Origin of the sequence: Bartonella sp. CB10SXKL (genome assembly GCF_042195515.1) — a bacterium.
GTDB lineage: Bacteria > Pseudomonadota > Alphaproteobacteria > Rhizobiales > Rhizobiaceae > Bartonella.
The window spans coordinates 266,248-282,312 of the sequence record NZ_JBHION010000001.1 but is presented as its reverse complement, the minus strand read 5'-3'; the positions used below and the strand labels follow the sequence as shown (position 1 = coordinate 282,312).

Genomic DNA, 16,065 nt, shown 5'->3' with positions numbered 1-16,065 from the left:
CATGGTACGCACGCAAGAAAGAAGCTTCAATATAAGGTTTTGTTTAAAATGCGTCTGCTGGGAATAGAAACAAGTTGTGATGAAACGGCAGCGGCTGTCATTGAATATAACAATGAATCAAACAGCCGAATTCTTTCCAATGTTGTTTGGAGTCAAATTGATCACCATGCACCTTACGGCGGTGTTGTTCCTGAAATTGCTGCTCGTGCCCATGTTGAAGTTCTTGATCATTTAATTCTGCAAGCACTAACAGAAGCAAACACAAAATTAAAAGATATTGATGGCATTGCAGCCACCAGTGGTCCTGGTTTGATAGGAGGATTGTTAGTAGGCGTTATGAGCGCAAAAGCACTCTCTCTTGCCACTGGCAAACCATTTATTGCGGTAAATCACTTAGAGGGACATGCTTTAACAGCTGTGTTAACGCACAACGTCAGCTTTCCTTATTTATTACTTTTAGTTTCAGGGGGTCATACACAAACAATCATTGTTCATGGAGTAGGTAACTACCAACGTTTAGGAACCACTATTGATGATGCATTAGGAGAAGCATTTGATAAAACAGCAAAACTTTTAGGTCTTCCTTATCCTGGTGGACCAGCACTTGAAAAAGCAGCTTTATTTGGTGATAAAAATCGCATCCCTCTTCCACGACCTTTAAAAGGTGAAAAACGGTTAGACTTTTCTTTTTCAGGACTCAAAACTGCTGTTCGACAAGCCGCAACAGCCATAGCTCCCCTTACAGAAAATGATATTGCTGACATTGCCGCAAGTTTTCAAGCCGCTGTGACCGATACAGTACATGATCGTATTCACCTAGCCCTACAACACTTTACCCACCAATATCCTCTCTCTCATGATCAAGAAAAGCGTTCTCCTGCTTTGGTTGTCGCAGGCGGTGTTGCCGCAAACCAAGCCATTCGCTCTACGTTGCAAGAACTTGCCCATCAACATGGTTTTGAATTTATAGCCCCTCCTCTTTCCTTGTGTACCGATAATGCTGCAATGATTGCTTTTGCCGGTGCACAAAAACTCGCACGAGGAGAAACAAGCTCTCTTGACATTGCACCCCGCTCACGCTGGCCATTAGATGAAAAAGCCGCGCCCTTGATCGGGATGGGACGCCGTGGAACAAAAGCATAATAAAATTGACGTCCCACACACACACCTTAAAGAACGAAGATTTCTACTCAATCCGGTTTATAGATAGCCCGAATTCTCTATCGAGCAGATTCCAACCTGCTTCCCATTCACACAATTCACTTAACCCAAAGCTCGACACGTAAACCTAAATATTCACCACATATTCTGAAAACCTTCATGTTTCAAAAAACTGCCTTATATCATTACATTTCAAATGACGGTATTTTACAGCATAATAAGCTCTACTCTCTCCCACGAAGCATAGATATGAATGCCATTCGTTGACCTCTTCATCTTTGACCATTCATTCGTTTCATTATCATTGTAATCTTAAAGCTTTTTAAAACCAATTTTCTTCATTTTTTCCCAAAAACTCTTATAGTGACCGCATTTCAAACCATAGCTGAAAAGATAAGAAAAGAGCAAAATACCTTTATACAACATGAAATATCAATGGAGCGCGTCTCTCTATTTTGAAACAAGAAAACACAGATAATAGCCGTTCTTTACCCCATTTTAAAAATCATCGTTGATGGTATTACAAAGATACTTATAAAAATACATAACAGTCTATGAAAAAGGAGAACTCATGGCTTATTGGCTTTTTAAATCTGAACCCCATAAATGGTCATGGGAGATGCAAAAGAAAAAAGGAGTTAATGGCGAACAATGGGATGGTGTACGCAATTATCAAGCCCGTAATAATATGCGCGCTATGAAATATGGCGATAAAGGTTTTTTTTATCATTCAAATAAAGGTTTAGAAATTGTAGGAATTGTAGAAATATGTGCTGAAGCGCACCCTGATTCTACAAGCTCTGATCCACGCTGGGAATGTGTGGACATCCGTGCACTTTGTGACATGCCAACACCTGTTTCATTAAAACAAATTAAAGCCAATCCCAAACTAGCAAATATGGTGCTGGTCAAAGCCAGCCGCTTATCAGTGCAACCCGTAACAGAAGATGAATGGAAAGAAGTCTGTTTGATGGGCAACCTTAAGGAGGAAATGCTTTTATCTTAAAACAATAATTTTTTATTCATTAACTCATATAAAAAGATGCTTCATAGCGCAGAAGAATAAGCTCAACACATCCTTCTGTTGAGGTATTCTTATGCTAAATGCATAAATATGATATTTTTTATCCTGCACTCTTTCTCAATACAGTCTCCTTCCAAATTACACAAAAAGCCTCTTTATGATGCATCTTTTCGGCATTGCTAAAGGCAAAGCTTGCTCAACGATTATAATAAGCACCACCACGAACATAACACACAGCCCCCTTCACACACAAATGCAACAAAAAAACAAAACTGAACGTGGATAAAAACAATAAAAACGATCGTGAAGTTCTCCTAAACAGTGCATATGTGCTAGGTGTTGCACAATTCTCTTCACGCTTAAAAAACGCATCATATTGCGTGTTCATTGTTTTGCATGTTGGACGAGTGCGCCTCATGCCGCAGGATTCTCTCATTCCCAACCTGTTTATATTGAATCAATCAAAAGCTATTTGCTTGCACATTACAAGCGGAGAAAGTCCCATATGGATAAAAACCGTGAAAGAAAGGACTAAAAATTCCTCCTATGAATCGTCTCAAGTGCCAAGGACTATCCGCAACACCCACGAGCTGGCAAAGTGAATGATAGTGCTAGCTTGTTTCTCCATAAAGCGTAAAGATGATGACACTCAATAGCTAAAACACGTTCTAGAACATAAAAAACGCTTCCAACCAATACGTAAAATACTCTGCAGACGGAATACCTTCTTTTCAGCAAGCAACCATTAGAAATTATAAAAGTTTATTTTTTAGAAACGCTCTTTTTTAATTTTTCTCTTTTAATTTTTCTTGCATGAAATCTCATTTTTCATGAAACTATACCAATCAGTGCATCAACATGCCTATAAGGAACAACATGAACCACTATACTCTTTTAATCGTTGAAGATGATGATCTACGCCCCATTTTAGTAGAACAATTGCAAATGCATCAAGAGTTTAAAATTTTCCAAGCAAAAACAGCAGAAGCGGGAATGAAAATAATCCAAGAAGAAAATATTGATCTCACTATTTTGGGACTTCAACTTCCTGATCTTGATGGTTGCAAAGCAGTTAAACAATTACGCTCCCAAGGATTTCGTGCCCCCATTATCATGATAACGAATTATGATACAGACTGCGATAATATTTTAGATCTTGAAACAGGCGCCAATGATTATGTGACAAAACCCTTTCGCTTTGCGGTGTTATTAGCGAGAATTCGAGCACAGTTGCGCCAATATGAACAAAATGAAGACGCAACCTTTCATATTGGTCCCTATACTTTTAAATTAAGACAAAAACTTCTTCTTGATCAATGCAACAATAAAATCTGTCTCACAGAAAAAGAAGCAGCGATCCTTAAATGTCTCTATTATGCCAATGATAAAATTGTCAGCCGTGAAACATTGTTAGAACAAGTTTGGGGATATAATGAAAATATTGTCACCCATACTTTAGAAACCCACATCTATCGTTTGCGACAAAAAATCGAAAACGATCCCTCCAATGCACAAATTCTCATGACAGATCAAAATGGTTACCGTTTAAATCTTTAATTCGAGATTTACTGTTTCAAAAATAATTTTAATATCCTAAATGAAAACAGAAACGAGATGAAAAAAACTTCGCGTATAATTCAAATGCTATTACATAAAACTTACTCTTATCTGTACTCTTATAACAAAATATATAACATTATGAATAAAAAACGAAATATTCAACATGAGAACCAGAAACAAAAATGCTTTCAAACCTCACGATATACTTTGTAACTTCTGTTTCACATACTTTTGTTCTTTCTAAAATTTTTAATATGTTCCGCATATAAATAATCGTGATACCTTTTAGCAACATTCTTGATCATAACTATCATCTTTAGATGAGTGCTATTTATGATTATTTTTTTCAGAAAAACCGCTCCACGCAATGCTTTATCTCATATTCACTAGCCTAAATTGAGAGATGTTTTTTATCTTTATAGTTTTCCTCCATTCTTTATGATTTTATCTCCTCTTAAGAGGTTGTATAATTAATGATATAACGCTAAATGTTTATCCTAACGATAAAGCCACTGAGCACCACCATCTTTACCCTTATAAAAGAACAAGCCGGCACCATCACACACTTATGTTAGATTTCAATGTTGCAGAGGAGCCCTTGACACTTGAGAGATGGTTCATAAGAAGCATTTTAATCCTTCCTTGTACAGTTTTTAACCACCATGAACCATATTATGCAAGATCCCTTGGACTCTGCTATTTTTATGCTTACGAAGATACCAGCATTTTTTCTTTTAAAATGTTTCCACTATTCATGAAATATGGTTCAGTATATAGATACTTGAGATTTTTTATTCACATGCCAATTCCACATATAATGTACAAAAGAATATTTTTTAATTGTAAATGCAAAAAATTGAAATAAGAGAATCCTTCTATATTTGCGGTTCTTATGCCAAAGGCAAAATGATTAATTATCTTTATAAATTAAAATATTTCGCACTTGTGGTGATAACGCAGGAATAAAAATACGTCGCGACTGACGACGCTGTACGAGCAAACCCTGATAAACACGTTTTTGTGCCTGACACATTAAGAGTCCACCAAAATAAGGCAAAAGATAGCGTGCAAATGGCTCATAAAAAAATGAGAACAACCGCGAAACATAACCCGTAGAGGGCATATAATGTACAATTTCTTGTATTGGCCCAGAAACAAAATTTGTTTTTTCAAACAAACGAGTAATTTGTTGCCGACTATAGGGTTCGCCATAACCAAAGGGCGTAGTAATATTGCGCGCCCAAAAGCCAGAGCGATTAGGTACAATAACGATCAAGTGGCCATTGGGTGCTAAAACACGCCATATTTCATTCAACGTTTCAAACGAATTTTCTGTATATTCTAATGCATGTACCAATAAAATACAGTCAACTGACGCATCAGGAAGTGGCAAATCTTCTTCAAAAACAAGCGCTGTAGCAACTTGCTCAGCACAAGGCCAAGGCGAAGCACCCTGAGAAGCTGGCATAAAAGCAAAACATTGTTGGGCACGTTCACGCAATGTAGAAAGATAAGGAAGCGCATAACCCAACCCCATAATCCGTTTATCCGTAAGATCAGGCCACCATAAATTCAATTGGTCACACAGCGTCTTTTGCACACGCAGCCCAAGTGCAGAAGCATAAAAATCTTTCAGCGTAACGATATCCAACTCAACATACCATGTAGAAACAAATTTCAAACATTACAGATTTTCATATACCAAACTTATATGGACTTCTGCTCTTTTTCCGCAATAGCGAACATTTTAATATTTCATATTTTAAACTTAAATGATCAAAAAATCAGTACAGCAGGATAATTATTGCCTTACAAGCACTTTAATCATTTTTTGGGAGATGAACTCCATAGAGGTTCTTCATACACTGTTTTTGACATCAATTAAGAAAAAAGCCAACATTGGTTAATTAAAATGAAGCAATCTTTCAAGATAGTTTTTTTCTTCTTCTGAAAGATGCTCTTTACCAAGACGTTTGCGAATTTCATCCAAAATCTGCCGCGTACGCATTTGATCACTTTCTTGTGGTAGTGCCTCACCTTCTTGTTCTTCATCTGTTTTTGAAGAAAGTGGACGTCCTAACGGATCTTTAGGACCAGAATCAGCATTTTGATCATCTCCCGTTTCTTTAAGTGTTTCGCGCATTTTTTTCAAAACATTTTGTGCACCTTGCCTCAAAGATTCCAAAGCATCAGACTGATTTTGTATAGATACCTGATGATTTCCATTATCAAGAGCATTTTCCGCAGAATTCATTTTTTCTTCTGCCCTTTTCAACGCGCCCCCTGTTTCAAATCCTTGTTCTGATAATTCTTTTTCTAATGTTGATAATTCAGACTGCAATTCAGCTTGACGTTTTTTTAAAGATTTTTTTTGTGTTTCTGGCACATCTTCTCCGCGTTTTTGTTCCATCTCTAACTGATGTGTTTCATTGAGAATTTCTTGCTGACGACGCATTAAATCTCCAAGCTGGTCCATCTTTTCTTTCATTTGTGCAGATTGGCTTTTTTCTCCCTCATTTTGATTGCCTTTTTGCACATGCAAATGATCAAGCGTCTGTTCAACTTCCGCCAAGAGTTGTTCAGCTGCTAAAGAAGAGCCCGTTTTAGCCATTTCCTCAATTAAATTTAGTTTTTCTTGTAATGTAGATTCAGAAAGATTAGGACTTTTTGAGCTTTTAGAATTTTTAGAAACTTGACTATCCGGTGCTTTTTCAGCCAAAGCATGAATATACTCATCCATAGCTTGACGTAAATCTGCCATAAGCCGTTCAATTTCTGCCGCTGAAGCACCATAACGCAGTGCATCACGTAAAGCAGCTTGTGCTTGTTTTAACTTTTTTTGCACGGATTCAAGCTGATTATCTTCAATACCCAAAGCAATTTGCCATAAATAATCCACCACATCGCGCAAATCCTCGTCTGTTTGTGCTAAAGAAAGTCTTGTCCACGCACTTTGTAGAACAATAAAATGCGATGCATTTTGCAACCCCTTTTCTGGACGCACAAGCAAAGCAGAAAGCATATCCAATACACGCTCTTTCACAGAAGCATCAAGAGCTAATAGACGACGCAATTCAACCACTGCGCGTGCAACAGGATTCGAAAAAACACGCTGTGGTAATATCATAACAAAAGTTTTGCTACGCCCTTTCTGCCCCGCACCATCTTCTGCCACCAAAGTAATTTTGACTTGCGAACCTGCCCATGGATGCGCTGATATATCTTGCACCATTCGCATTTTCCCCTTTCCACCACGCGGAAGAAGAAGCTCTATTTCCGGAGCATTATAAAGAGAAGAAGCACTTTTATTCTGAGGAAGAAAAGGCTCTATTTCAACAAAAGCCTTTGTCACACCATAATCATCATCCACCACATATCGTAACTCCAACGATCCCGTTAAAATCCTCCCTGGTTTTTCCAGCCAATGAATTGTCGGAAGCTTGTCCTTAATTATCTGCAAATGCCACTGCTGTTTTTTACGACGTGATGATACAAATAAATTTATTGAATGCTTTAAATGTGTTTCAAAATGAACGATTGGATCATTCAAAGCTGTTTGTTCCGTTTTCTCTAAAAACGAAACTTCCCTCCCATCTTCTACAGACTTTGCTTTTACTGTAATACCAGCTCCATTGACAACACGCACAACAACATTACTCCCTTCAGGGATTTCTAGTTGTGTTTTCTCATCTTTTGTCAAATAAATCGGTGCCACACCGGTATAAGCTGGGGGTGTTACCCAAGCATCAATCCGCATGAGTTTTTCATCAACGACAGGACGAAAATCAAAGGCATCAGCCAAACGCCCCCCTTGTGAACCAAAAGAAAAACTAAAAGCGCACACAAAAAGAAGAGCACACAAAGCCCTCAAAGCCAAAGGATCATAATCCGCACTATTAAGAGAGATAAATCCAGTTTTTAAATGGTATAATTGCTTTGCCATTCGGCGTTGATGTTCACGCCAAATAACAGCACTAAAATCTTCATCATTTTCAGAACATAAACGATCTGTCTGAATATTCAAAGGCTGGTGTCTAAGATCATTGACGCGTTCAAGGCGGCAATTTACTTCCCGCATTGTGGGAAACCGAAAACGAATAAGAAAAAACAAACTTGCCCCAGCACAAACAAGTATAACCCCAAGTAAGAGCAAATGTGACCAATAGCCCAAAATGCCAAAAAGTCCCAACCAGCTAAACGAACAAAAGAGACTAAGAACGAGGAAAAATGGCAACAACCGTACCCACATCCGTTCAAATGAAAGGATCCCCCACATCAAAATGCGCACACACAAAAGCTTCATTGCAAAACCTTTGATGTTTTTATTTTTCATAAACAAGCATTTATCCCCTTTTATCGTGGTGCATTAAGATCATAAACCCCATACAAAACAATTTCTAGAAAATAAATTGTTTCATCAAAGTTTAGTAAAAATAAGACCCAAAATATTTAATAATGCTCAATCTAATTTGGGCTCAATCCAATCTGGAATATGATCACAGCCTATCAATTGTGCATAATCAAGGCGTGGACGAATGACTGCATAACGTGTATCCTGAACCAAAACTTCCGGCACCAAAAGTCGACTATTATAAGTGCTTGCCATCACTGCGCCATAAGCCCCTGCTCCTGTTAACATCAAAACATCACCCGCTTTCAACACTGGTAAAGAACGTTCCAAGCCTAAATAATCACCAGTTTCACAAATGGGACCAACAATATCAGCATTAATCAGAGGGGCATCTACTGGTGTTTTTTTCACTGGCATTACATTTTGCCACGCATCATAAAGCGTTGGACGCATGAAGTCATTCATCGCCGCATCAACAATAACAAAATTTCGTCCTTCCCCCTTTTTTAAATACACAACCGATGTCACCAACACACCGGCTTCACCAACAATACTACGCCCAGGTTCTAAGATAATATTGATCCCTAAAGGCGCAATATGTTTCTTTACCAGTGCTGCATACTCAAAAGGAGAAGGTACTGGATGTTGCTCATAACCATAAGAAATACCAAGCCCGCCCCCAATATCGATATGGGTTATCGCATAACCATTATTCCATAATTGACGCACAAAATCTGCAACAATAACAAATGCATCTTCAAACGGTTTTAAATCACAAATTTGACTGCCAATATGGAGATCAACACCACACACATGAAGACCGGGCAATTGGGCTGCTTTTTTATATGCATCACCCGCCAAAGACAGTGGAATACCAAATTTATTCTCAGACTTACCTGTTGTAATTTTCTTGTGAGTCTTAGCATCCACATCAGGATTAATACGTAAAGAAATACGAGCCGTTTTTGAAAGCGCAGCAGCCCGCGCCGATAATTGTTCAAGTTCTGGCTCTGATTCAACGTTAAAACAATAAATATCTTGTGCAAGAGCAAAATCTATTTCTTTCACTGTTTTACCAACACCAGAATAAACAATATTCTGCGCAGGAATACCAACAGCAAGTGCACGCCGTAATTCCCCTTCTGAGACAACATCAGCTCCCGCTCCATTGTTAGCTAAAAGTTGTAAAACCGCTTGATTGGAATTCGCTTTAACCGCATAAGCAATTAAACTCGGCATATCATGAAATGCATTCTGATAATCTTTAAAATGTGCAACGATTGCGCTAGCTGAATAACAATAAAAAGGTGTTTCAACTTTCCGCGCAAGTTCCAAAAGCGAAAGACCTTCAGCGTGGAGCACACCCTGATGATAAGAAAAAAAACGCATAAAAATCCCTATTGTATCAACCTATCAAGAATAAAAGGTTTATCTGTTTTGCCTTGAGGAACAAAAGTTCCTTGTGAAGAATTCACTCCTGTTGAAGGAGGTAACTCTAATGACCCTTTACGCCCACACCCAACGATACCCAAGCCCCCCAAAAGGACAATCATCACCCCCTTTAATATAATTTTCATCTGTCCTCTTTCCTCCTCTCGATCTCTTTTTTACCTTTAAAATACAATCACTCAAGCGCTCACGAGACGCTTTTTCCAATACGCAATTTGCCGAAAAACCTCTGAAGGCGCTGTTCCCCCAAAGCTTTTGCGACTTTCAACAGATTTTTCAACGGTCAAAACATCAAAAAGTGTCGCATTGATATCAGGACAAATTGCTTGAAGTTCATCTAATGATAAATCATGGAGGCGACACTGTTTTTTTTCTGCCAATGCCACAGCACACCCTGTGATGTGATGTGCTTCGCGAAAAGGAATCTCTGATTCGCGTACAAGCCAATCAGCAAAATCTGTAGCTGTTGCATACCCTAAATCCGCTGCTTGTTTCATGGCTTTTTTATTCACTTTCAAATCAGCAATCATCCCTGTCATTGCTGCTAGTGATAATTCCAAACTCAAAGCCCCATCAAACACATATTCTTTATCTTCTTGCATATCCTTTGAATAAGCAAGCGGTAATCCTTTCATCACCGTTAACAATCCCATAAGCGCACCATTCAATCGACCTGCTTTCGCTCGTACTAACTCTGCCGCATCAGGATTTCTCTTTTGTGGCATAATAGACGAACCCGTTGAAAAAGCATCTGATAAATGAATAAAACAAAACTGTTCACTTGACCAAAGAATTATTTCTTCTGCTAAACGTGAAAGATGTGTTGCACAAAGAGCGCCAGCGCTTAAAAATTCCAATGCAAAGTCACGATCTGAAACACTATCAATTGAATTGCGTGTAGGTTCGCGAAAGCCTAGCGCTTTTGCTGTCATAAAACGGTCAATTGGAAAGCCTGTCCCCGCTAAAGCAGCCGCTCCTAAAGGCGATTCATTCATTCGCTCAAGAGCATCACGCATCCGCGATAAATCTCGACCAAACATTTCAACATAAGCCATCATATAATGACCCAATGTTACGGGTTGAGCTAATTGTAAATGCGTAAAGCCTGGCATAAAGGTATCAACATGTTGTTCTGCGCGAATAAGTAATTGCTCTATCAATCCTTTTAAAGCTTGTGCTATCTTTTGCGTTGCTTCACGTACCCACAAGCGAAAATCAACAGCAACTTGATCATTGCGTGAACGCGCCGTATGCAAACGCCCAGCTACAGGACCTATCAATTCGCTCAGCCGCGCTTCAATATTCATATGAATATCTTCAAGCTTTCGTGAAAAAACAAATTTACCGTCTTCAATTTCTTGGCGAATAAGTTTCAAACCATGAACAATTTTTTCATAATCTGATTGTGAAATGATTTTCGTTTGCGCTAACATAGCTGCATGAGAAAGAGAACCTTCAATATCTTGTCGATAAAGTTTTTGATCAAAATCAATAGAAGCATTAATTTCTTCCATAATTGCAGCAGGGCCTGCCGCAAACCGACCACCCCACATTTGGTTCTTTAACTTCTCATCTGTCATATTCTGAAAACACCCATCCAAAGGACAAAATTATGATTTTTCAAATTTTCATCAGCAAAAAAAACAATAAAAAAAGGCAACTTTCCCTTGCATTCTTTATCATTGCATTGAGTTTATACGCAACCATAAACTACGATACCAAAAGAGAGTTTTTTCTTTTCAATTTCATTTCAGCAGCACAAGCACAAGAAATAAACATTAATAAAGCACGAGCAGAAAAAATGATGGCGATACGAAAAGCAGCAAAAGGCTTTTTTAGCCACATACGATTTGCTGATACGCCCTCAGATATGAATAAACTCTCTTTCAAGGATATTCTAGGAAAAGAGCACACACTCAGCGAATTTACTGGAAAACCAATGCTGGTCAATCTATGGGCTATTTGGTGTGCACCTTGCCGCACAGAAATGCCTGAACTTGCGCAATTAAAACGTGAATTAGGTGGAGAAAACTTTGATGTCATAGCTATTAATATCGATAAAACTGCTTCTCCTGAAAAAATTCAGCAATTTTTACAGAATATTCATTCAGATAATTTGCTTTACTATCGCGATGAAACAATGGATATTTTCAACAATGTTAGAAAACAGGGGCTCGCTTTAGGACTCCCCATTACATTGCTCATTGATAAAGAGGGATATCTCATTGCTTCTTTCAATGGTGCAGCTCCATGGGCCAATGACGATGCCAAAGCACTTATAAAAGCAGTCATTAAAGAAGCCCTATAACTTTAATAACCGCGTCTTTTTAAACGTTGTATAACAAGATCCAGTGCTGACAAAAAAGCAGAACGGTCTTTACGAGAAAAAGGACGGGGACCACCTATTATACTGCCCTGTCCACGCAAATCTTCCATCAAATTGCGCATCGCCAAAGCCTGACCAATTGAATTTACATCAAAAATACGCCCCGTTGGCGAAAGACAAAAACCCCCAGCTTGCACAACCCGTGCTGCTAAAGGAATATCACTGGTAATAACGATACTTGCCTCATGCACATGTTCTACAATCCAATCATCAGCACCATTGAATTCACCAGCAACGACCACTCTTTCAATGAGTGCTTCATCTGGAAGGGACAAAGAACGATTTGCCACAACAAATGTCTTAAGCTGATAACGATTCATCACACGATAAACTTCATCTTTTACAGGACAAGCATCCGCATCAATCAACAAAGTGATAGCAGGCTTTATTGGGATATTCATACCTTGGCTTTCAAGCAATAATAAGCTCTTTCATTCATCTGAATGTTGCAAATCCTTGCGATAAAACATTATCGCCGCGTTTATTTCTCCTCCCAAAATAAAAATTGCACTCAATATGTAGAGAAAAATAATAGCAACCATAATAGATGCCAACCCTGCATAGGTAGAAATATAATCAAACATCGTTAAATATTGCGCAAAAGCAATAGAAGCCATAAACCATATAAACATTGTCACCACTATTCCTGGTAAAATATCTATAATTTTCCGCCGCCCTGCTGGAAGCCATTTATGAACAATCAAAAGACTGATAAACAAAATAACGATTGCAACTGTATAACGCCATACACGAATAACAGCAATATATTCAGTCATAAAAAAAGAATGATTTTGCATAATTTTGATCAACAAAGGCGCCAGAATCAATAAAAAGCTAATCACAACAAGACCAACAGCTCCAAGGATTACAAAAAACAGACTTTGAAAACGACAAAATAACAAACTCCGTCGATCAGTAACACGGTAAGCTTTATTTAAAGCCGTACGCAAAGCCTCTATCCCATTAGAAGCAAAATAAGCCGCTCCAATGACAGAAAGCGTCAACACACCTCCTCGATGAATGGTTAAAACATTGACAATTTCCTGAGATAAAGGCTCTGCAATAACATCAGGCAATAACTGCACCAGTGCTTTAATTTTTTGCGGTGTATAGGTAAAAGCCCCTAGAAAACGAGCAAACGATGTTCCAAAAATAAAAAAAGGGAAAAATGCTAAAAGCCCCGATAGCGCAACATGGCTTGCAAAAGCACTCCCATTATCACGCCAATAATGACTTACTGCGTCACCCAAAATACGATAGCTATACCAAAAGATATTTTTTAACAAAACTCAATACTTTCTGGTAAAACTCTTCCTCAGTCTATTTCAAGTTTTATAAAAATCATCAAAACTCTGCAAATAAACATTTTGCAATGCTGCAATATAAAGGTCAATAATCAATACGGTCAAGCCCGACTTTATACCAAAACAAAAACAATAACCCACTCTATGAAGTTCTACAACGACCTCATTTTTTTGTTACTTCTACAGATCAGTAACCTCTTCTGTACATCATATGCCCTATAGAGAGCTAAGCAAGATGATCGTGCACACATAAAACCTTTTGAAGTCATGATTATCTGTATCGGAGCAATCGCCCCTCCTTTTTATTGCAATCTATGACTGAATAAAGAAAAAACTTCTTATCGATTTCTAGAAAAAACCAACGAAATTCAACAAAACCCCCTTGCTTTTATTCACCCTTTTTTAGAAACACTCTGACGTCCAAAATCAGGAGCATCAATTTCCTGTCCAGCATCAATAATATTGCGACGTACAGCACGCGTACGTGTAAAAAAGTTAAACAGTGTCTCACCATCTCCTAAATGAATTGCCCGTTCTAAAAAAGCAAGCCCCTCACTAAAACGGCTCAACATTTCTAAAATAGCATCCTTATTATGCAAACAAATATCTCGCCACATAACGGGATCAGAAGATGCTAAACGCGTAAAATCACGAAAACCGGAAGCGGAATAAGCAATCACTTCCGAATTTGTTACTTTTTCTAAATCACTCGCTGTCCCAACAGTATTATACGCAATCAAATGGGGTAAATGTGAAACAATAGCCAAAACAAGATCATGATGCTTAGGTTCCATCTTTTCGACACGCGCACCACAAGCTTCCCAAAACGCTGTTAATTGTGCGACAGCAGTAGCATCGCTATCCGCAAAAGGCGTTAAAATACACCAACGATTCATAAATAAATCAGCAAAACCAGCATCCGGTCCTGAATATTCCGTTCCAGCAATTGGATGCCCTGGAATAAAATGAACCGTTTTTGGCAATAAAGGTGCCATTTCCGCAATAACCAACGCTTTCGTAGAACCAACATCACTCACAATCGCTCCAAGTTTTAAATGATCACGAATAGTTTTTGCCACTTCTGCACTAGCTCCAACAGGAACAGAAAGAATAACCAAATCTGCTCCTTCAACAGCTTTTGCATTATCTGTCGTATAAAAATCCCCAAGCTCCAATTCACGCGCTCTTTTCAGGGTTTCTGGACGACGTGTTGCAATAGAAATCTGAGCCGCAAGATTTTTCTTTTTAATCACTCTTGCTAAAGAAGACCCAATCAGACCGATCCCAATGAGTGCTATTTTTTCAAACTGAATATGGAGCATCTTTCACCTTCTAAGATTCTTTGCAAATGGCAATAAAGACAATTGTAAAATCATAATTTTCTTGTTTGTTTGTTCAAGAGTTATGCGTAAAACATTAAAAACGACAACTAGGGAATAAAGAATAACGCAGTTTACCAATTATCACCTGCGCAAGCTGACAACAGATCACTTTACCTAGAAAACACATAAAAAATAAATGACGAGAAATCTAACATCACGCTCTAAAACTCCCTCTTAATTACTGATCAAAGCGCATCACCGAAATAAAATAAAATGCACTCTCAATTAGGATAACAACGACTCTACATAAAATCCCATCAGTCTACTTTATCTTACTAATTTACTCACAAAAAAACACATCAAAAGCGTAAGTAGACCCTAACTCTTCTCCAATTATCCCGATACGTTCATTAATTTGTACATTAGACCTATATAAAAACGTATTACGACTCCACCTACAACATCAACATAAGTTTCGCGAATATTGAAAACACCGTAAAACAACGCATACCAAAAGATACCATTAAAAACATTTTCCTTTCCCGATTCCGGATACCATAAATCAAATAAATATGAGAAAAACACGCCCTCTCAATAAAGAAAAAGTTTGATAACAAAAACACTGAACATCCCTTTAATGGAATCACACCCCTCGCGTAAAATAGAACGCCCTAAATAGAATAGATTTGGATTACAAATTCATGCGTTTGTTTTAAAAAGGCATCTCGCTCCCCAGCCTATCTCACGACAATGTTCGTAAATGTTATAACTATAAATCCATTAAGCACGACCCTCTTTACACTTAATAAAACACTATCATTATATTTTCCTACCCCCAATGTTGCAAAAAACCTTGGAATTTGAGAGCATTCATAAGAGGCATTTTTAGTGCTTTCTTGCACAGTTTTTATCCACACGCCCCCACTTATGACGTGTAAAAGACATTGTTCTGATTGATTCAATATAAAAAATAATAAATTATTAATAATAAACCAATGGCTAGCTTTGTTTATGAGACACATTCATTGCTAAGATAATCATCTCTGTATCAAACATAAAAGTTTCCCCATAGGTGCTGTCGTTTTCATCATAATCTATTTTGACCTTCTCCTCATCCCACGAAGATTCTTAATTCATACAGATCTGCACACCGTTCATTTTCTTGTCTAAAAGATTCCTCTGGCTCACTATTTTATGTGATTCAATTAATCTATAGTATATTGATTTATAAAAATAATAATTTTTTTCAATTTGAATCATAACTTCGAATACTGTAAAATTCTTCCATCACAAACCCTCTTATCAATTAAAATCTCTTGTCTACACGTCACAAGAAGACATGTGAGCAAAATGATGAAAAACGCTCTCTAATGCTAAAAACTGTAGCAACATTAGAGGCTAGCAAAGTATATAATGAGTGTCGACTTGCACTTTTATTAAGCGTAAAGATAGAGTTGTTCTATGGGTTTTATATTCTTCACAAGGAACTTTACTTCTACACCATTCAT

At 37.9% G+C, this 16,065-nt stretch carries 12 protein-coding genes; 4 read left to right on the top strand and 8 right to left on the bottom strand.

The genetic code is table 11. From position 1 onward, the window contains the following. Window positions 1–48: 48 nt before the first annotated feature. The 3 genes from tsaD (at window position 49) to ACFIK3_RS01030 (ending at window position 3,742) form a co-directional block, all read left to right on the top strand. The gene (gene tsaD / locus ACFIK3_RS01040) at window positions 49–1,143 is read left to right on the top strand and encodes a tRNA (adenosine(37)-N6)-threonylcarbamoyltransferase complex transferase subunit TsaD (RefSeq protein WP_375637323.1); all 1,095 of its coding nucleotides are present in this window, start codon (window positions 49–51) and stop codon (window positions 1,141–1,143) included. A 589-nt stretch (window positions 1,144–1,732) separates the two neighbouring features. Then, window positions 1,733–2,167 (top strand): EVE domain-containing protein, encoded by a 435-nt coding sequence (locus ACFIK3_RS01035; protein WP_273790082.1) that lies wholly within the window; start codon window positions 1,733–1,735, stop codon window positions 2,165–2,167. 894 nt (window positions 2,168–3,061) lie between these two features. Then, window positions 3,062–3,742, top strand: a complete 681-nt coding sequence (locus tag ACFIK3_RS01030) for a response regulator transcription factor (protein WP_375630684.1) — start codon at window positions 3,062–3,064, stop codon at window positions 3,740–3,742. Window positions 3,743–4,655: 913 nt separating this feature from the next. Here ACFIK3_RS01030 and ACFIK3_RS01025 read toward each other — a convergent pair. The 5 genes from ACFIK3_RS01025 to argH all read right to left on the bottom strand — a co-directional run bounded on the left by ACFIK3_RS01025 (window position 4,656) and on the right by argH (window position 11,125). Continuing rightward, window positions 4,656–5,426, bottom strand: coding sequence for a class I SAM-dependent methyltransferase (locus ACFIK3_RS01025; RefSeq protein ID WP_273790085.1), 771 nt, complete (start codon window positions 5,424–5,426; stop codon window positions 4,656–4,658). Between the two features lie 222 nt (window positions 5,427–5,648). Next, a complete protein-coding gene (locus tag ACFIK3_RS01020) occupies window positions 5,649–8,078 on the bottom strand; it encodes a TIGR02302 family protein (RefSeq protein WP_375663349.1) in 2,430 nt (809 codons plus the stop codon). Between the two features lie 126 nt (window positions 8,079–8,204). Beyond that, window positions 8,205–9,485, bottom strand: a complete 1,281-nt coding sequence (lysA, locus tag ACFIK3_RS01015; protein ID WP_375659812.1) for a diaminopimelate decarboxylase — start codon at window positions 9,483–9,485, stop codon at window positions 8,205–8,207. A gap of 8 nt (window positions 9,486–9,493) precedes the next feature. Then, complete coding sequence (locus tag ACFIK3_RS01010; protein ID WP_273790088.1) at window positions 9,494–9,673, bottom strand: LPS translocon maturation chaperone LptM; 180 nt, start codon at window positions 9,671–9,673, stop codon at window positions 9,494–9,496. Between the two features lie 51 nt (window positions 9,674–9,724). Beyond that, window positions 9,725–11,125, bottom strand: a complete 1,401-nt coding sequence (gene argH / locus ACFIK3_RS01005; RefSeq protein WP_273790089.1) for an argininosuccinate lyase — start codon at window positions 11,123–11,125, stop codon at window positions 9,725–9,727. A 32-nt stretch (window positions 11,126–11,157) separates the two neighbouring features. Here argH and ACFIK3_RS01000 point away from each other — a divergent pair, with 32 nt between their 5' ends. Beyond that, a complete protein-coding gene (locus ACFIK3_RS01000) occupies window positions 11,158–11,853 on the top strand; it encodes a TlpA disulfide reductase family protein (protein ID WP_273790090.1) in 696 nt (231 codons plus the stop codon). A gap of 2 nt (window positions 11,854–11,855) precedes the next feature. Here the strand turns inward: ACFIK3_RS01000 and ACFIK3_RS00995 are convergent, their stop codons facing one another. From ACFIK3_RS00995 to ACFIK3_RS00985, 3 genes are all read right to left on the bottom strand, one after another. After that, entirely contained in the window at window positions 11,856–12,332 is a 477-nt protein-coding gene (locus ACFIK3_RS00995) for a YaiI/YqxD family protein (protein ID WP_273790302.1), read from the bottom strand. Window positions 12,333–12,362: 30 nt separating this feature from the next. Then, window positions 12,363–13,217 (bottom strand): YihY/virulence factor BrkB family protein, encoded by an 855-nt coding sequence (locus tag ACFIK3_RS00990; RefSeq protein WP_273790091.1) that lies wholly within the window; start codon window positions 13,215–13,217, stop codon window positions 12,363–12,365. A 410-nt stretch (window positions 13,218–13,627) separates the two neighbouring features. Next, complete coding sequence (locus ACFIK3_RS00985) at window positions 13,628–14,557, bottom strand: prephenate/arogenate dehydrogenase family protein (RefSeq protein ID WP_273790092.1); 930 nt, start codon at window positions 14,555–14,557, stop codon at window positions 13,628–13,630. Window positions 14,558–16,065: the final 1,508 nt, after the last annotated feature.